Origin of the sequence: Rhodomicrobium lacus, assembly GCF_003992725.1 — a bacterium.
Taxonomy (GTDB): Bacteria; Pseudomonadota; Alphaproteobacteria; order Rhizobiales; family Rhodomicrobiaceae; genus Rhodomicrobium; species Rhodomicrobium lacus.
On sequence record NZ_RZNF01000002.1, the window covers coordinates 26585 to 43698 of the forward strand.

General features: G+C 59.9%; 16 protein-coding genes, 1 tRNA gene, 1 pseudogene and 1 riboswitch. Of the genes and pseudogenes, 13 read left to right on the top strand and 5 right to left on the bottom strand.

Features of this window, described 5'->3' with window-relative positions; genetic code table 11:
* The first annotated feature begins 248 nt into the window (after positions 1–248).
* The 9 genes from EK416_RS00830 (at position 249) to EK416_RS18155 (ending at position 9319) form a co-directional block, all read left to right on the top strand.
* Positions 249–2813, top strand: a complete 2565-nt coding sequence (locus tag EK416_RS00830) for a TonB-dependent receptor (protein ID WP_127075375.1) — start codon at positions 249–251, stop codon at positions 2811–2813.
* 26 nt (positions 2814–2839) lie between these two features.
* Positions 2840–3658 (top strand): class I SAM-dependent methyltransferase, encoded by an 819-nt coding sequence (locus EK416_RS00835; protein ID WP_127075378.1) that lies wholly within the window; start codon positions 2840–2842, stop codon positions 3656–3658.
* Complete coding sequence (locus tag EK416_RS00840; RefSeq protein ID WP_181952105.1) at positions 3658–4710, top strand: ABC transporter substrate-binding protein; 1053 nt, start codon at positions 3658–3660, stop codon at positions 4708–4710. The genes EK416_RS00835 and EK416_RS00840 overlap by 1 nt, the downstream gene beginning before the upstream one ends.
* Positions 4711–4713: 3 nt before the next feature.
* Positions 4714–5508, top strand: coding sequence for an ABC transporter ATP-binding protein (locus EK416_RS00845; RefSeq protein WP_127075381.1), 795 nt, complete (start codon positions 4714–4716; stop codon positions 5506–5508).
* Complete coding sequence (locus EK416_RS00850) at positions 5505–6533, top strand: FecCD family ABC transporter permease (protein WP_127075383.1); 1029 nt, start codon at positions 5505–5507, stop codon at positions 6531–6533. The genes EK416_RS00845 and EK416_RS00850 overlap by 4 nt, the downstream gene beginning before the upstream one ends.
* Before the next feature lie 289 nt (positions 6534–6822).
* The gene (locus EK416_RS00855; RefSeq protein ID WP_127075385.1) at positions 6823–7005 is read left to right on the top strand and encodes a hypothetical protein; all 183 of its coding nucleotides are present in this window, start codon (positions 6823–6825) and stop codon (positions 7003–7005) included.
* A 26-nt stretch (positions 7006–7031) separates the two neighbouring features.
* A protein-coding gene (locus tag EK416_RS00860) for an IS630 family transposase (protein ID WP_127075387.1) occupies positions 7032–7980 on the top strand; the annotation gives its coding sequence in 2 pieces (ribosomal slippage) (positions 7032–7376 and positions 7378–7980; 948 coding nt in all).
* A 935-nt stretch (positions 7981–8915) separates the two neighbouring features.
* Complete coding sequence (locus EK416_RS00865; RefSeq protein ID WP_342634616.1) at positions 8916–9215, top strand: PIN domain-containing protein; 300 nt, start codon at positions 8916–8918, stop codon at positions 9213–9215.
* Positions 9182–9319 (top strand): PIN domain-containing protein, encoded by a 138-nt coding sequence (locus EK416_RS18155; RefSeq protein ID WP_342634617.1) that lies wholly within the window; start codon positions 9182–9184, stop codon positions 9317–9319. Before EK416_RS00865 ends, EK416_RS18155 begins: the two co-directional genes overlap by 34 nt.
* A gap of 43 nt (positions 9320–9362) precedes the next feature.
* Here EK416_RS18155 and EK416_RS00870 read toward each other — a convergent pair whose 3' ends face one another.
* The gene (locus tag EK416_RS00870) at positions 9363–9644 is read right to left on the bottom strand and encodes a toxin-antitoxin system HicB family antitoxin (RefSeq protein WP_127075389.1); all 282 of its coding nucleotides are present in this window, start codon (positions 9642–9644) and stop codon (positions 9363–9365) included.
* Positions 9641–10270 carry a ParA family protein gene (locus EK416_RS00875; protein WP_164729794.1) on the bottom strand — a complete coding sequence of 210 codons (630 nt, stop codon included), beginning with the start codon at positions 10268–10270 and terminating at the stop codon, positions 9641–9643. Before EK416_RS00875 ends, EK416_RS00870 begins: the two co-directional genes overlap by 4 nt.
* Before the next feature lie 280 nt (positions 10271–10550).
* On the opposite strand from EK416_RS00875, the gene EK416_RS00880 reads away from it, so the two are divergent.
* Together EK416_RS00880 and EK416_RS18200 are read left to right on the top strand one after the other, a co-directional pair.
* Positions 10551–10829, top strand: coding sequence for a helix-turn-helix transcriptional regulator (locus EK416_RS00880; RefSeq protein WP_127075393.1), 279 nt, complete (start codon positions 10551–10553; stop codon positions 10827–10829).
* A 578-nt stretch (positions 10830–11407) separates the two neighbouring features.
* Positions 11408–11743, top strand: a pseudogene (locus tag EK416_RS18200) (tyrosine-type recombinase/integrase); the annotation flags it as partial.
* 215 nt (positions 11744–11958) lie between these two features.
* On the opposite strand, the gene EK416_RS00890 reads toward EK416_RS18200, so the two are convergent.
* Positions 11959–12048 (bottom strand) — tRNA-Ser (locus tag EK416_RS00890).
* Positions 12049–12272: 224 nt separating this feature from the next.
* Entirely contained in the window at positions 12273–14357 is a 2085-nt protein-coding gene (locus EK416_RS00895; protein ID WP_127075395.1) for a TonB-dependent receptor plug domain-containing protein, read from the bottom strand.
* Between the two features lie 104 nt (positions 14358–14461).
* Positions 14462–14651: riboswitch (cobalamin riboswitch) on the bottom strand.
* A gap of 277 nt (positions 14652–14928) precedes the next feature.
* Between EK416_RS00895 and EK416_RS00900 the strand changes: the two genes are divergently transcribed.
* Both EK416_RS00900 and rph read left to right on the top strand, forming a co-directional pair.
* The gene (locus tag EK416_RS00900) at positions 14929–15252 is read left to right on the top strand and encodes a hypothetical protein (RefSeq protein ID WP_127075397.1); all 324 of its coding nucleotides are present in this window, start codon (positions 14929–14931) and stop codon (positions 15250–15252) included.
* A 395-nt stretch (positions 15253–15647) separates the two neighbouring features.
* Positions 15648–16361: a ribonuclease PH gene (gene rph / locus EK416_RS00905; RefSeq protein WP_127075399.1), complete on the top strand. Its 714-nt coding sequence runs from the start codon at positions 15648–15650 to the stop codon at positions 16359–16361.
* Here rph and EK416_RS00910 read toward each other — a convergent pair.
* On the bottom strand, positions 16348–17094 hold the full coding sequence (locus EK416_RS00910) for a hypothetical protein (protein WP_127075401.1): 747 nt from the start codon (positions 17092–17094) through the stop codon (positions 16348–16350). The genes rph and EK416_RS00910 overlap by 14 nt on opposite strands.
* Positions 17095–17114: the final 20 nt, after the last annotated feature.

Here is a 17114-nt window from a genome sequence, read left to right on the forward strand (position 1 = left end):
GTTGCGCTTTTGCGTTGCGTTCACTTTACAACGCTTGCCACGCTGAAATCGAACACCGTTGCCGCGCTCGCATCGTCTGACCGCTCGCAACAAACGCCACCACACGCTCACGCAAATCCAGAGAATAAGCTCGCGCCATACAGGCTGCCTCCGCCCAGCATGGAACTTGAATGCTCGCCCAGAATGGGAATCCCCGGCGATTAAAGTAAGAAAAATTCTAATGGATTGCATGCATACCTGCGCATTTATTGTGCATTGCGCTTTCATTTTGCACCCGAATTGTAAAAAGTTGCGATTTCGTCACAACCCTCTCACGCGCTGACGTGCGGCCGGAATTTTTCTTCCACCGAAGTTGTATCCTTCGCAATATATCTTCGGGTTGGGACTCGGGCTCGATATGTCCCGCCTGTTTTCTGGGTTGGGGGAAAAACATGATAACTACCCGCAGGATGCGGGCGAGCGGCTGGCTGGCCGCCGCTCCCGCAACGGGAATTGCTGTGCGCTCGTTCAAGGGGCAGGCAGCAGCGCATTGCCACTCCGTCAACGTCGTTTCGCAGAATGCGCTCATCCGGGCGTCCGCAGCATTTACATTCCTGGCAATATCGGCTGCTGGTTCACATGCTCAAGAAAGTCAGCGGAGCGACAATCCGTCGACGCTGCCCCCGGTCGTAGTCAACCAGCCGAAAAAGGCGAAGGCGGCAAACACTCCGAAACCGAAGCGCGCCGGCGGTGAAAGAAGCGGTGTTGCGGGAGAAGCCTCGCAGAGTGCTCAGCAAGGAGGCACGGCGAACGGCAAGGTTGACGAACAGGGCGGCTTCAAGCCCAAGACGGCGCAGATCGGACCGTTCGACGGCCGCTCTCTGCAAGACATTCCCTATTCGGTGAGCGTCGCAAACAGCGACATGATCAAGGACCGGCAGGCTTCGTCGCTGGTCGATATCCTGAAATACATGCCGTCGACACAGATGGAAGCGCGCGGCGGCCTGGACGTGGGGCGCGCGCAAAGCCGTGGCATGGAAGCGGGCGTGGTCGATACCAACCACACCGATGGTTTGAATTCCGTCGGTACCACGGCGCTTCCGCTGGAAACGTTTGAGCGCGTCGAGGTGATCAACAGCCTTGCCGGAGCTTATTACGGTCCGGCAAGCCCCGGTGGCATCTTCAATTATGTGCTGAAGCGGCCGACGGATGTGCCGTTGAACGAGTTCACGACCGGCTTCAGCACGAATGGAGGCTGGCTCGAACACGCCGATGTCGGCGGCTATGTCGACGACGCCCACCGCCTCGGCTACCGCATCAACGCGCTGAACGAGCAGGGAGATGGCTTCGTCAAGAACAGTTCTCTCGACCGTCAGCTCATCAGCGCGGCAGTCGATGTGAAGCCGCGAAGCGACACGACCGTCGAACTCAACGCCTATTACTACAAGTTCGACAAGTTCGGCTATCCAGGCGGTTTCTCGTATGGCTCGACCATCAAACTGCCCGATGCCGCAGATCCGACAACTGTCGGGTACGGGCAGAGCTTTGCAGGGATGAGCCTGGAGACATCGACCCTCAGCTTCAAGGTGAAGCACGACCTGACTCAAAACTGGAGAGTTTCCGGCGGGATGCTTTATCAGGTCGTCGACCGGAGTTTGCTGACCGTTACGAACACGTTCCAGAACAACAACTACGATTATAAATCTACCATGGGCCTTTCGGCGGCCGGACGCTTTATAGTCACCAGCAACACTGTCAATCTGAACGGGCGCTTCAACACCGGACCGATCGGCCATGAGCTGGTGATTGGCACAACCGGCTATATCTGGGAAATTCAACAAGCCAAGACCAATAACACCTGGTCTTTGGGCTCGTCGAACTACTACGACCCTGACATTTTTGCCAGCCCCAACATGAGCCTGGCGATGGGCCCTCGATTCAAGTCCGGCGACAACCGCCAGCAAACAGTTGTGGTCGGAGACACGATCAAGTTCGACGACCAGTGGTCGGCGATGGCGGTCGCCAGCTATAGCTGGATCGACACCACAAACTACAATACTTCGGGTGTGCAGACGGGCGCGTATCAGGACGAGGGATTGAGCCCGACCGTGGCGTTGACCTACAAACCGATCAAGCCGGTTTCGGTCTACGCCGCCTACGCCGATACCCTCGAAGCCGGAGGAACGGCACCCACCACCGCCGCAAACGCCGGGGAGACGCTCGCTCCATTCCGCAGCGAACAGTACGAGGTGGGCATAAAGACCGACTTCGGCAAGTTCAGCACCGCGCTCGCCTTGTTCCAGATCGAGCGCCCGTTCGCCTTCACCGATACCGATAACGTCTATAAGGTGCAGGGCAATCAGCGCAACAAGGGCGTTGAAGCGAGTGTCAACGGCGAGGTGCTGCCCGATCTGAGGATCTATGCCGGTGTCACGGTTCTCGATCCGATCCTCACGGATACGGGCGTTACGACGACCGAAAACAAACAGGTCGTCGGTGTGCCGCTCTATCAGGCGAATCTGCTCGCCGAGTATGCCTTGCCGTGGGTCGAAGGGCTGTATGTCAACCTCAACATCCATTACACCGGCGAGCGTGCGGCAAACAACCTGAACACCACTTGGGCCGACGGGTATACGACGCTCGACCTCGGCGGTCGATACGAGACGCAGGTCATGGGGAAAAAGACGACAGTTCGTCTGGCCGTGAACAACGTCTTCGACGAGAAATACTGGGCGTCCATCTTCCCCGGAAGCATCAACGGCGTTGTAGGCTCCAACACGGCGTTTCTTGGAACCCCACTGGAAGCTCGCCTCAGCGCTAGCGTCAAGTTCTGATATCTGATCTGCGAGAGGACTGCGATATGGCCGGACTGATCGACTGGGAAATGCTTTGGGCGCTGACGACATCGCCGCTCATGAGCAAGCCCCAGATGTGGGACGATTTCGCCAGCCGCTACGACGGCTATTCCAGCCTCGAACAGGAGTATACTTGGCATCAGATCGATGCCTTGCGCATCGAACCAGCCGATACCGTTCTCGATGTGGGTGCGGGAACGGGTCGCATCAGCATACCGGTGGCGAGGCGGGCGCGATCGGTGATCGCGCTCGACATTTCGGCGTCGATGCTGGAGCGGGTTCGCAAGAACGCGGAAAAGGCTGCGCTCGCGAATATTGAAACGCTGCATCTTCAATGGGATCAGGTCGTGCCCGGTGAGACGGTGCCAGTGCACGATGTGGTTATTGCATCGCGCTCCCCGGCCGCGAGCGATCTCGCGAAGCTTAACGCTTTGGCTCGCAAATACGTTTACATTATGCTGTTCTGCGGGCCGAGCCTCAAGCACTTCCATGACACACTTGTAGAGGGGATCAATCCGAAGCCGTTGACCGCCGCGCCCCCTCAAAGGCCGTCGCCTATGCCCGGCTTCGCCCTGCTTTTCAATCGCGTCATAAACATGGGCTATGCGGCCAATGTGTCTTACGTCGTAGACGGCTTTTCCCGGACCTATGCGGACTGGGCGGCGGTCTGGTCCGATTTCGCGTGGCTCGAACTGCCCGAAACTGCGGAAGACCGCTTTCGACAGAACATCTCACCCTATTTGACTGACTCCTCTGGAGGCTTGCAGCTTCGCATGGAAACTCGGACTGCAGTTGTATGGTGGGCGAAAGGAGACAGGCTGTGATGGGAATTACGTCTGCCGCGCTTCGCCGTGCGGTGCTTGCCTTCGGTGTACTGACCGTTTCGTTCTGCGCGCAGGCCGATGAGGTTTCGGGCAAGCGTAGTGTGACCTATTACGGCTCCACCACGCTCACGGTCCCCGAGCGCGTCACCCGCATCGCCACCGCCTGGGAGGCCCAGAACTCCATCATTGCGATGCTTGGTTACGGCGACAAGATCGTGGCGACGACACGGATCGTCCGCGACATGCCGGTTTTTCGGAAGTTTGTGCCCTCGATCAAGGACGCCGAACTGGCAAGCCTCGGAGGCATGGCGGATGTCGATGTGGAACGTCTGCTGCTCCTGCGCCCCGACATTCTGTTTATCGCGGGTGCGCTGCCTCCGGCGAAGCAGACGCAACTGGCAAGCGGGGGCATCGCCGTTGCTGCGTTTCGGGCGAATTCGATGGACGCGTTGCTCGAACGGACGCTGATCACCGGCGAGCTGTTCGGCCCCGCCGCTTTGGCGAAAGCGCATGCTTTCCGTGATTATTTCGAGGCAAACAAGGCGCGCGTTGCAAAAGCGCTCGCTGGCCTGCCCGCTGAAAAGCGGCTCAAGATTTACCTGGCCCAAGGTTCGCCGACAGCAACATCCGGGCGTCCTTCGCTCAATCAGGACTGGATGGATCTCGGAGGCGCGATCAACGTCGCCGAACACTGGTTCGAGGGAATCGGCAATGCAACGGGACGGGTCACGGTAGAGCGGGTCATTGAGGCGGATCCAGACGTCATCATAGCCATGCGCGCTTCGGACGCCGAGGAGATCCGCAGCGACCCCCGCTGGAAAGGCATCAAGGCGGTGAGGGAAGGGCGTGTTTACGCCAACCCGCGCGGTATGTTCTGGTGGTGCCGGGAGACATCGGAGGAAGCCTTGCAGTTTTTGTGGCTCGCTTCGATCCTTTACCCCGACCGGCTCAACGTGGACATGGCAGCTGAGACGCGTGCGTTTTACAAGCAGTTTTACGGCTATGATCTGACAGAAGCAGAAACCGCCGATTTCCTTCGTCCCGCAAACTGAAGCATGACTTCCAGCGATCGAAGTTCAAGGCTCGAAGTCCGCGCGGTGCGTTTTGCGTATGGGGCGCGCGAGGTACTTGGAGGAATCGATTTCGCCTTCGAATGCGGCGAGTTCGTTTCGCTCCTCGGCGCCAATGGCGCGGGCAAAAGCACCTTGTTGCGCGTGATGTTGGGCCTTGTCCGGCCGACCGCCGGAGCCGTGCTTCTGAACGGGGAGCCCATCGCCAGACTGAGCCGGCGCGTGACGTCCCGTCATCTTGCCTACGTGCCTCAAACACATGTCAGCCCCTTTCCATACACTGTCCGCGAGGTCGTCATGATGGGAAGGCTCGGTGAAACGGGCATGATGAAAAGCCCGAGCGCCAACGATGAAAGCCTAGTGGACGACGCTATCGCGCGTCTGGGCATCGTTCATCTGGCGGCAAGGCCTTACACCGAGATTTCGGGCGGCGAACGACAGTTGACGCTGGTTAGCCGCGCTCTCGCGCAAGGCGCGCGACTTCTCATCCTCGACGAACCGGCGTCAGCTCTCGACTTCGGCCATCAGCATCGGCTGATGACCCATCTCATGGCCTTGGTTGACGACGGCTACGGTGTTTTCATGAGCACACATCACCCGGATCACGCTCTCATGGCGGCGACGCGAGCTATCCTGCTGAAGGACGGCCGCGTCATGGTCGACGGTGCGCCTGAGGACTGCCTGGATGGGGAGGCGATCTGGCGTTTGTACGGCGTTCGCGTCGCCGGAACCGGGCGTTTGGCACCCTCTCCGTTTGGTCCCTTGCGAGAGACGACATGATCGGGCGCGGTATCCCGGTTCCGGGCTGGCTGTTCGGTTGTATCGTGCTCATGTTGGCAATGACGGTTCTGGCGCTGTCTGTCGGCGCTTACCCGATAAGAGTGAGCGAGATTTTGCACTTCCTCGCTGCCACAGCGGGATTGACTGAAATGGACCCGGCGAGAAGGGCTGTCCTCTCCAACGTCCTTGTCGACGTCCGGCTGCCACGGGTGCTCGCGGCGATTCTAGTCGGCATGGCGCTCGCGTGTTCGGGTGCTGCTTTTCAGGCGGTTTTCAGAAATCCCCTCGTATCGCCGGGCCTTCTTGGTGTGCTTGCCGGAGCGGCTTTCGGTGCGGCTCTCGGAATGGTGCTGGACGGATCCTGGGCACTCATTCAGCTCCTGTGCTTCGTTATGGGGCTTGCGGCCGTAGCGGTCGGGGTGGGCGTGGCTACGTCCTTCGGCGGTGCATCCATGATCACGCTCGTCCTTGGCGGGGTGATCAGCAGCGCAATGTTCGGTGCATTGCTGTCCATCATCAAATATGTGGCGGACCCGCAGAACCAATTGCCTTCGATTGTTTACTGGATGATGGGTAATCTCGGCATGCCGGGTCTCGAACAGACGTTATGGCTTGCCGGGCCGATCATTGCAGGAATCATATCCCTAGCTCTTCTGGGGCGTGGTCTCGATGCTCTTTCCATGGGCGATGACGAGGCGCGTGCCCTCGGCATCCCGGTCGATACCTTGCGGTATGCCGTCATAGTGATCGCCACATTGCTTTCGGCCATTACCGTTTCGATGGTCGGAATGATCGGCTGGGTCGGCCTGTTCGTTCCCCACGCGGCGCGCATCCTGCTCGGTCCAGGGAACCGCCGCCTTCTGATCGCGAGCGCCTTGCTCGGCGCCAGTTTCCTTCTCGCGGCGGATTTTTTGGCGCGTATGGTCGCGAGTGCCGAAATCCCCATCGGCATCGTCACCGAATGCCTCGGCATTCCAATGTTCTTACTGGTGCTTCGTAAGGCGCGGCGCGGCTGGGCGGCTTGATGGTGGCTGGCAACGTGGGGTTGGTTCTGGTCAGCTGTTCGATCTGGTCTTTCGAATGAAACTTTTTTGTTCCGCCGAGGACGGTGTGCTTTCCCCAGTCGCGAGGCGGCGGCGTTTCAGGATGAAACTTCGTTTTTGTCATCGGCCTCGCTTGGACGACAGGTCAATGGCTTATCCGAATGTCATAGAACACGGATTTCACTTTCCATCGCGCAACTCCGTGTTCACGACACTCGTATAATTTTTTTACACGATGAACCTATGGCGCACAGTCGAATACAGCGTGCTCATGGACGAGAAGAAGACCGAAACCCTGACCATCCGCCTGACGCCTTCCCAAAAGGCGCTGCTCGTGCGACCAACCAAGGCTGACAAGATATCTCCGGCGCAGCTTGCAGCTATCGTCATAGAGCGTTTCCTCACTTCACCGAATCGCGGGGGATTCCGTTTTTGTGCGAACAGTGATTCATGATGCTGGCCGGGCGGAGGCCGGCATCGATGACACGACCCCTTTCGAACGATCTTCGTGAGCGCGTTGTTGCGGCGGTTCTTCGCGGCGCAAGCTGCCGGGAGGCGGCGGCCCGCTTCGATGTCGCGGTTTCGAGTGTGGTGAAGCTGATGCAGCGCTATCGGGCGACCAGCTCGGTGGCGCCGGGCAAGATGGGCGGACACCGCAAGCGCATTCTCCTGCCGCATCGCGAGTTCATCGAGGAGCGGCTCAAACAGACCCCGCATCTCTCGCTGCACGCCTTGAAGGCAGAGCTTGCCGCGCGCGGGGTGTCTGTCTCGCACAACGCGGTGTGGGAGTTCCTGCGGCACGAGGGCTTGCGCTTCAAAAAAAGCGATGCTCGCCCTCGAACAGGCTCGCCCGGACGTCGCGCGGCGGCGCCGGCGCTGGAAGGCGCGGCAGGCAAGCCTTGATCCGGCGAAGCTCGTCTTCATCGACGAGACCTGGATCAAGACCAACATGGCTCCCCTGCGCGGCTGGGGGCCAAAGGGAAAGCGCCTGCGCGCCTATGCTCCGCACGGCCATTGGCGGACGCTGACATTCATCGGGGCGCTGCGGCTGGACCGGCTCACCGCGCCTTGCGTCTTCGACGGCCCGATCAACGGCGAGTGCTTCCGCGCCTATACCGAACAGCAATTGGTCCCGGTCCTCAAACCCGGCGACATCGTGGTCATGGATAATCTCGGCAGCCATAAGGGCAAGGCCGTGCGGATGGCGATCCGCAAGGCCGGGGCGAGGTTCCTGTTCCTGCCTCCCTATTCCCCTGACCTTAATCCGATCGAGCAAGCCTTCGCCAAGATCAAACACTGGATGCGATGCGCCCGGAAGCGAACCATCGAGGACGTCTGCGCCCAGATCGGCGCCCTCGTCGAAACAATCGTCCCCACCGAGTGCAAAAGCTACTTCGAGAACGATGGATACGGTTCTGTCAAAACATGAAACGCTCTAGAGGAATGGCTTGAAGCGAAGACAGGGGCCGCGGACAAGGCCGTTCGTTAGACCGTGTCTTACGTCTGAGGTTCATGGGAAAAAGGCAATGTCCCGGCGCAGTCTTCCGAGCCGCATGCGGGCTTTCGGACAGGATTGGGAGGCGGCGGCGCGCCTCCTTCCCCTGGCAGGGATTTCGAGCGCCGCAAGGCGAATGTTGCGCGATCATCGGGCGGTCTTTGTGGAGGCCGGGATCGGGTTTGCGACAATGCTGGGTTGCGGCTGGAGCGATGAGGGCTGTTGCTGCCATCACGAGAAGATCGCGCCGGTTCGAGGTCTTCTCTCTTATCGAAGACATGCATGTCGCATCCCTTCATGCGCGCTTCGTCCTCCCATTCCATGTGCCGTGAGCCCGTTATAGGGTCAGATACCCCGCCGAAACGCTGCGCATACCGAGGTGGCGTGTCTGCCATCTGCGCGCGCTCATCCTGCGGCGTGCAGAAGCGTGATCTGCGCGAAAAATCCGGCCTGTTGTGCGTCGTCCGCGTCGATCCGAAGGAGAGTAAGCGCCTGTGAAACGGCCCGCTAGTGGGTCCGCTTTCACACATCTTGCCATCACTTTCTACGAGGGGATGAGCCTTTTCGCGAGGGTCTGTTCCCGGCGGGAAAATATGCTAGAAAGGTGCTAGACGTTTTCTAGCACTTTGCGACGCTTTTGTTCTAGCACCTTTCTAGCATATTTTGGATCCGGGAGATCGTTCCTTCTAGCAATATGCTAGATGGAACGGCCTCCGACCTACTAGAATGAAGTTGGCGAAAGGTGCTAGAAAAGGCAGCGAACTTCGATCCCAGAATGCCACCTGGAAATACGGTCGACCATCGGCGCAATCCGTCAGCGAAGACGGACTCCATCGGGACCGGCAGATTTGCGAATGCGATCTTGAGTTGTGATCGGTCCCCATGATCTGGTCCTCTCGGAGTTGCGCCGGCCGGAAAGGGCAAACGCCGGCCTCACGGCATGGGCCGCCAGCGCTCCGCACGAGGAGCTGTTCATCTCCGCGATCACCCTTTTCGAGATCGAGCTTGGCGTTGCCCAGGCCGAACGCAAGGATGTGCCGAGGGGAGCGGTGCTGCGCGCCTGGGTCGATGCGCAGGTGATCCCCGGCTTTCAGAGCCGGATCGTTCCCGTCGCCGCCGTCGCCCGGCGCTGCATGTGCCCGATCCGCGTCCGCAGCGCGACAGCCTGATTGCGGCGACCGCGCTCGTTCACCGCCTGATCGTAGTCACGCGCGACGTCCGCGACTTCGAGCCGATGGGCGTTCCGCTGCTCAACCCCTGGACCGATGGATGAGCGAAGCCGCTCGCCCGGATCGCGCGAAGCTAGCGCCTCGACGCTAATCACTCACGGCCTCATCGCCGTCGAGCGAGGCCCGGAAGCTCCGCTCGACCCACTCGACGACGGAGATCCCCTCTACTTCGGCAGCCCTTGCCACGGCTTCTTTCAAATCCTGGGCGATGCGCACGTTGAACTGGGCCTGCGGACCCTTCGGCCTGGCCTCGCCCGCGCGCCGGATGAGCCGGCCGCTTGCTCTCGGAGTCTGCCGTTTCCCTGTCCCGAAGCCCTTGTCGAGCGCGATCCGCATCGCGTCGCTCATGGTGCGCCCGCTTTCGCTCATTCCACGCCTCCCCGGGCTCCTGCAAGCTCCTTCACCTCGCGCCACAGCGCGGCCATCTCGGCTTGCGCCTTCGCATTCAGCTCGGGCCCGGTCTTGCCGTGGATCGGCGCTTCCATGAAGCAGCGGTCGAACATGATCTTCGTCTTGAAAACCGTTCCGAACGCCGACAGCGCCGCCTCGGTCTGCTGTGCGAGATCATCGACGCTCTTGTGATAGCCGACTATGACGAAGCCGAACGGCTTCCCATGCTCGCGGCACAGATCGGACACCTGCCGTGCTCCCATCGCGTCGAAGAAACTCGTCCGCGTCGGGATCACCACCGCATCGGCGATTTTGATCGCCTCTTCGATGAGAGCGAGGTCGTAGGGCGAGGTGTCGATGAAGATCCAGTCGAAGATCGCCGCATAGCGCTGCACGTCGTCGGCGAGTGCGCCCTCGCGGGACATGAGATAGGGAGCAGCCGGCTCGCCGCGCAGCGCCCACCACTGGCTCAAAGAGCCAAGCGTCTCGTCGAGATCGACGATGCCGATGCGGCGCGTTTCCTGCGTAGCAAGCACCGACAGTGCAGACACGAGCGTGCTTTTGCCCACGCCTCCCTTCGTCGATGCGATCGTGATGGTCGTCATGGATCCTTCCGGCGCCCGGTTCATCGGGTCACGCTCATTTGCTAGCAGATTTGTTGCCTTCAGGCCAGCACGACGGCGCGCATGCGTAGGGCGCGCCATACGGGAGATCAGGTTCATTGCGGATCTTCGCGAGATACCGGCGGTGTTGCCGCCGTCAACGGCATCGCCGAAAAGTTATGCGCTAGACAAGAAAGTCCTTGGCGGAAGCGTTGCGAGCGATATAGTCTGAATACATAGCAGATAATGTGCTAGCAAATATACCCAACTCTCAGGAAAGCTCATGTCCCGGATCGGCGATGTGGCGGTACCGCTGGCACTGCGAGCCAGCCAGGCCGCGGCAAAACTCGGCGTCAGCGAGAGCCAGTTGCGCAAATGGGTGACCGAAGGCAAGGTGCACAGACCCTACCGTTGCAGCAGGACCATCGTGCTGTTCGATGCGGCCAACCTCGCCGCCGACTGGGACCGCATGAAGGAAGAGGCCGAAGGCCTGTTTGGAGCCACTGAAGATGTCGCCTGCGGGGAAAAGGAAGGTAATCCATGGGACGCGGTTCTTCGCTGATGCGGCGGCCTCCCAGATATTGCCATGGCTATATCGACTGCCGGGGCAAGCCGCGCTGGTATCTGAGACGCGCGGGGCACAAGCGCGTGCCTCTTCCGGGTCTGCCCTGGTCGCCGGAATTCATGGCGGCTTATGAGGTGGCCATGGCGGGCGAAAAAATCGAGCCCGGCAAGAGCAGGGTCAAGCCGGGAAGTGTCGCCGACGTCATCGTGCTTTATTATCAGACCGCCGCGTTCACGCGTCTATCCGACGCCACGCGTCAAACCTATCGCGGCATCCTCGAACGCTTCCGGGCGGACTACGGCGAACTCCCGGTGGCAAAGCTCGAAGAGCAGCATATCGGGGCGATCCTGGACAAGAAAGCGGCAACGCCGGCAGCCGCGAACAATTTGCGGCGGATGCTGCGCGCCATCATGAAACTCGCGCGCAAACGCAAGATGATCTCGGTCAATCCGATGACCGAGATCGAACCGATCCGCTACAAGGTCAAGGGCTTCAAGGACTGGTCGGACGACGAAATCGAACTCTTTGCCGCCCGTTACCCGATGGGAACGCGCGAGCGGCTGGCTTTCGAACTGATGCTCTGTGCGGCGCCGCGCCGGAGCGATGTCGTGCGGCTCAAACGCTCGAACCTTTGCGGCGGCAGGCTCGTCTACCGGCAGAAGAAGACCGGCGCGGAAATCGACATCCCGATTCTGCAGCAGCTCGCGGTGGCGATCGAGGCGATGCCTGTGCGCGAAGGGCAGGAACTGCTCATCGAAACGCAGTTCGGCAAGGCTTTCACGGAAACGGGCTTCTATAATTGGTTTACCGAGAAGGCCCGGATGGCAGGCGTTCCCAAGGGGCGGTCGCCGCACGGCCTGCGGAAAGCCTGCTGCCGCAGGCTTGCCGAAGCCGGATGCTCGCCGCACGAAATCATGTCGGTGAGCGGTCACGAGACGTTGAGGGAAGTGGAGCGCTACACGAAAGCCGCCAATCGCGCGTGGCTCGCCGACAGCGCGATCCTTGCCTTGGCGCGGAAGCGCGACGGCGCTTCGGAAAAACCGAACACACGATTGGCTAACAGGCTCGCAACCGTTAGCCAGAGTTCGACTTTAGGGCCTGATTTACTTAAGAAAAAAATGACGGATGGCGGAGGGGGTGGGATTCGAACCCACGGTACGGTTGCCCGCACGCCGGTTTTCAAGACCGGTCTATTAAACCACTCTAGCACCCCTCCGCAGGCGCGGCTCGCTCGCCTTAACGTCTCGTGCGCCGACGCATGCCGAACGTCGAACGCGCCAGCCTTCAACGTCGATGGATAACAAATGCGCCGTCGCTGGGCAATATGCGATGGCGGCGAGACCGAGCTTCTTCGCGTCTCATCGGTGCGAAGAAGCCCGGCCGCTCGTTCAGCTTTGCCGCTGCGGAATGCGTCCTGCCCTGCGGCGGCTGCGCCCGACCCTATTTCAGCGACGCATAGGTGTTGGCGTCGACGTTGAAGGTGAGGCCGCCATAGACCGACAGGCCGGGCGTGTTGTAGCCGCGCACCGTTTCGTACTTCTCGTCGAGCAGATTTTCACCCCTGACGTAAGCGGTGAAACCGGGGCGAATGTCGTAGCTGAACTTCGCGTTCAGAAGCACATAGTCTTCCAGTTGGTAATTGCTCGAGTCGATCGTATCGAGCGCGAAACGCGTGGTGACGTTCGCCTTCACCGTGTCGAACAGCAGCGCGTCCGCGCCGAGCGTGATGCTGTTGCGCGGGATGCGGACGAGACGCGAGCCATCCTCCGCCCTTGCATCGACATAGGTGTAGCCCGCCGACAGCGTGAGCCATGGCCTCACAACTGCTGCGCCGGAAAACTCCACGCCCTCGCGATGTGTCGTGCCTGAAAGCTGTACATATTGGCCCCACGGCCCGGTTCCAGCGAATGGGTCGTAACCGATCTCGTTCGTCGTATCCAACTGGAAGTAGGTTGCGCTGAAACGGTAGCGCCGGTTTTCGAACCACTGATCGAAACCAACGTCCCAGCTCTCGCTTTGTTCGGGCTTGAGCGCCGTATTCCCGAGACCGGACGGCGCGTAGAGCTCGTAAAGGCTCGGGGCGCGGAAGCCGGTTCCGGTGCTTGCGCGGAACTTGGTTTGCGTCGGCTCATAAAAATATGCGCCGGTGAAGCGGTAGGTGTCGAAGTCGCCGAAGGTGCTGTGATGGTCGTTACGACCGCCGCCAGTCAGCGTAAGTCCTTTCAGCGGCTCGACTGAAAGCTGGCCGAACACGCCGGCAAGATCAGCTTCATGCTGAACGGTGGAAGCGGTTTTTGCGGTTTCTTCCTGATAATCGGCCCCAACGGCTGCTGTGGCCCAGCTCGTCACCTTCGCAGTACCCAGATAATCGACCTTCCAGCGGTCCCCGTCATAGGAGTCGGCAACGATGGAGCCCATGCCGGGAATGGCGTTCCAGTTGTTATCGTATGCGGCGCTCCAATATCTCGTATCTCGATCAAGCCGCATTCCCTGAAGCGAAACGGTATTGACCAAAGCGCCATCGAAGAGCGTCACCTCGGTCCCCAGACGGCCGGATTGCTGACTCGTGAGAGCCTGTGTCCCGGGCCATCCATCCTTCGCCAGACCATATCCGTCATAGGAACTGTCGTATTTGAGGTTTGCATCAACAGAACGCGCGGCAAAGAATACCTTCACCTCGTTCGACACCTTATATTCGCCGGACCCGCTGAAGGTCAGGTTTCGATAGCTGTCGTCTTCGCTGCCAAGCGCGGCGGCCGAAAAGCCGTCGCTGCGCACGCTCTGGACCGTGAAGCGGGCGTAGCCGTTTTCGGTGCCGTAAGCCGCGCTCGCGGTTCCGCGCTGTGTATTATAAGCGCCTGTTTCGCCTGAGCCCGAGAGCGATGCTCCAAGTACGGGGCGTGCCGTATCGATTGCAATGACGCCGCCGACCGCCTGGCCGCCATAGAGCAGGCTCTGCGATCCCTTCAGCACTTCGATGCGTGCGACGTCCCCCGCGAGGACGTGCTCAAGAGCCGTGGAAACCTGTGTGCCGGTCGGATCCGATACGTCGATTCCATCGACGAGCACCTTCACATTGCGGCCGTAGGCGCCCCAGATCGAATAGGTGCTGGTGCCGCCCAAGCCCGTCTGCGCCACGGAAACGCCCGGCACCTGCGCGAGGTAATCCTGCACGTAGGTGCGGGACTGCGCCTCGATCTCGTCGCGCGTAATGACCGTCACCGCGGAGCCGACCCTGGAGATGTCGGTTGCGACGCGGTTCGCGGAATAGATCACGTCCTTCGACGGCTCGCCGGGAATGGCATCCGGCGCGGGTTCGGCGGCACCCTGCGCAACGGCTGGAGCCTCCTTCTTTTTCTTCGGAGCGGCGGCTTTCTTCTTCTGCTTTTCGGCCCCGTCCTTCTTCACGACGACGGGCGGCAGGGTATCGGAACGGGCGGCGGTTTGCGCCTGCGCATTCGCGGCAAACGCGACAAGGCTGACGAAAGCGACACAGGAGCGGGCGCGCGGGTATAGAGCGGGCATATTGGGCCTCGTGGAACGTGACACGTCACCACGAACCAAAGTCAGGAACGCCGCGTTGAGCGGATTCCAAGCCCCCATCAGGACACCCCGCCCGACGTGTTCGCGCGTGACCACGGCTGATGGCAGGTCTCCTGGCTCACGGGTCAAAACTCAACGCCGCCTTCCCGGTTTCCCAGTGGCCTTTGGCGCATCGCTCGCCGCTTACAGTTGCGGGGGCAGCCGCGGATTACGGACGTCGTCCCTCACCGCGTTCCCTATTATCCTCATCGGAGGACCATCGGCTTAAGGCATAGCTTGCATGAAGCTTGCGCCGCAATCACGCAAATGCCGCAATTCGGCATGTTACGCGCAAGCTGTGGCGCGTCGGCCACAAGCTGTTCAAGCATGCAACAGTTGGCGCAAATAGCCGTAGCTCCAACGGCGCCCGCTGCCGCTTGGGGGGCGCCGCATGAAACGCATGATTAACGCTGCCCTGCTAGTTTTACGAAAATCGTCTCGTTGCGTGGAGGGAGGCGCTGGCATGGCAGGCGCTGAAACCGAAAGTACTGTTGCGTCAAAGGGAGTGGGAGGCATGACGTGTGCTGATATCACGCGTTTTGTAATTATCATCAGCCTCGGCGTACTGGCTTTCATCACATTTCTGGTCGCGGGCACGCTTATCGGGCTGATGTGGCTCGACAGCTGGTCCTGCGGGCAATGCAAACAATATCCGGCGGGAATTTACATTCTTGGGGTTCTCGGGCTTCTGATCCTCGGCTCGATGGGGCAGGAGGCGGGCGAAGCGCCGGAGACATGGCGCAACTGGGTCGCCGCTCATATCCAGACGCTGATCATCCTCGCGCTGATCCTTGTTACCTTCGTGCTCGTCGTGAACTGGTGGTGGTGGTTCGGCTAGACGCGGCTTTGTGCGGCGGCGCCGCGCCTCGCTCGTGGACCGAAAACTCGGAAGCAAAAGACGCGTTTCGCAGGTGCCCACGACTGGCGGCGACGGCGCAAAATTTGAAGATCGGAGAGGCAGCTTGAACGGTCTGAGGCCCGCGCTTACCGAAGCGAACGCAATGTAAGCGACTTCGCTCGCGTGCGTCTGCGGCATTTGGCGAAGGATCAAAGCGACGCGGGGGCGGCCGAAAGCCGTTGATACCCGAAAAACGCTGGCCTACTGTCCGCTACGGCGTTCGAATAAGGATGCCCAACTTCACAATCGAGCCGGGTTAAACCGCCCGGCTGCGGTAAGGTGAGACTTATAAAAGGGCCTCGCGCAAGCAGCGCGCCCGAAAAGAAAGAAATTGCATGCGCCCCTCGAAACGGCAGGCCGGCGACCTTCGCCCCGTGAGTTTCCAGCGCGCCTTTTCGCATCACGCGGAAGGATCGTGCCTTATCAAGTTCGGCAACACGCATGTGCTTTGCACGGCGAGCCTCGAAGACCGCGTGCCGCCGTGGCTGAAAGGGCAGGGACGGGGCTGGATCACGGCCGAATACGGCATGCTGCCGCGCGCAACCTCCGACCGCACGCGCCGCGAGGCGACGACCGGCCATCAGTCCGGACGCAGCCAGGAAATCCAGCGTCTGATCGGGCGGTCGCTCCGCGCCGTGGTCGATCTTCAGGCGCTCGGCGAACGCCAGATCATGGTCGATTGCGACGTCTTGCAGGCGGATGGCGGCACGCGCACCGCGTCGATCACCGGCGCCTGGGTCGCGCTGCACGATTGCTTCCAGTGGATGCGCGCACGCGACATGCTGCGCGGCGAGCCCATGAAGGACAACGTCGCGGCGGTCTCCTGCGGCATCTACAAGGGGGAAGCGGTTCTCGATCTCGATTATCCCGAGGATTCGGATGCCGAGGCGGATGCGAATTTCGTCTTCACCGGCAAGGGTCAGATCGTCGAAATTCAGGCGACGGCGGAGAAGGGCGCGTTCTCCGAGGAACGCATGGCCGAGCTGACCGCGCTCGCGAAGAAGGGGATCGCCGAACTCGTGAATCTGCAGAAGCTTACGGTTCTATAATTTCTGTATCAAGGGCGGCAAAATCGCCGCCCAACCATCCAGCTTGCGGGAGATCGAACGGCTTATTGAATATAAAATTTTCTTTTTTTAGCCAAGTCACCCACGAACGCAGGAAAATGCGATAATTCTCTGTGCTAATTCTTAAAAGATTGATTTCGGTCAGTGTTCTATATTTACCTTTGCCTGTGTATTTGCCGCTTGCAAACACCAGCATCGTAACCGGTTGATCTTCGCTAGTTCTCCCAGAATTATCAAGATATCCGATACCGCCATGCGCCATCGCATTCCTTAAGATGCTACACCATTGAGATGTCGGCATCTTCTTTGCTGCAAGAAAGGCATCATCCGCTGCGAGTGAATTTGCGGTGTCGTCCGGAAGCCTATCAGAGATATTGAAAATCGGCGAGCGTACAAAACTCCAACAATCCTTTGCAAAAAATGGGGCGTCTTCAAATTTATTTCCCGCTAAGGTCTCTATAATACTTTGTGCGACTTCAGGATTTTTGTGCCGATCATCGGCATAATTTTTAGCTTGAGCGTAACGATGCCGCTCGATTCTCTCAATGGGGAAAACGATAATAGGTATTGACATGGAAATTAAAAAAGTAGTTGTAAGCGATCCAAGCTCAGGATTCTTAGCATTCAGACAATTTTTAGCGTGCGGCCAAAGCTCTTCCAGCAACTGCAGGCAACGCTGCGGAAGTTCGAGGCTAAAGTGCTGTGGATTACCCATACAGCGTTTCCCATCTAGGC

Excerpts from the sequence above, each read along its gene's own strand:
- EK416_RS00835 (WP_127075378.1), top strand. The coding sequence starts at position 2,840 with ATGGCCGGACTGATCGACTGGGAAATGCTTTGGGCGCTGACGACATCG.
- EK416_RS00840 (WP_181952105.1), top strand. The coding sequence starts at position 3,658 with ATGGGAATTACGTCTGCCGCGCTTCGCCGTGCGGTGCTTGCCTTCGGT.
- EK416_RS00845 (WP_127075381.1), top strand. The coding sequence starts at position 4,714 with ATGACTTCCAGCGATCGAAGTTCAAGGCTCGAAGTCCGCGCGGTGCGT.
- EK416_RS00850 (WP_127075383.1), top strand. The coding sequence starts at position 5,505 with ATGATCGGGCGCGGTATCCCGGTTCCGGGCTGGCTGTTCGGTTGTATC.
- EK416_RS00855 (WP_127075385.1), top strand. The coding sequence starts at position 6,823 with ATGGACGAGAAGAAGACCGAAACCCTGACCATCCGCCTGACGCCTTCC.
- EK416_RS00870 (WP_127075389.1), bottom strand. The coding sequence starts at position 9,644 with ATGAGCGAAAGCGGGCGCACCATGAGCGACGCGATGCGGATCGCGCTC.
- EK416_RS00875 (WP_164729794.1), bottom strand. The coding sequence starts at position 10,270 with ATGACGACCATCACGATCGCATCGACGAAGGGAGGCGTGGGCAAAAGC.
- EK416_RS00880 (WP_127075393.1), top strand. The coding sequence starts at position 10,551 with ATGTCCCGGATCGGCGATGTGGCGGTACCGCTGGCACTGCGAGCCAGC.
- EK416_RS00895 (WP_127075395.1), bottom strand. The coding sequence starts at position 14,357 with ATGCCCGCTCTATACCCGCGCGCCCGCTCCTGTGTCGCTTTCGTCAGC.
- EK416_RS00900 (WP_127075397.1), top strand. The coding sequence starts at position 14,929 with ATGACGTGTGCTGATATCACGCGTTTTGTAATTATCATCAGCCTCGGC.
- rph (WP_127075399.1), top strand. The coding sequence starts at position 15,648 with ATGCGCCCCTCGAAACGGCAGGCCGGCGACCTTCGCCCCGTGAGTTTC.
- EK416_RS00910 (WP_127075401.1), bottom strand. The coding sequence starts at position 17,094 with ATGGGTAATCCACAGCACTTTAGCCTCGAACTTCCGCAGCGTTGCCTG.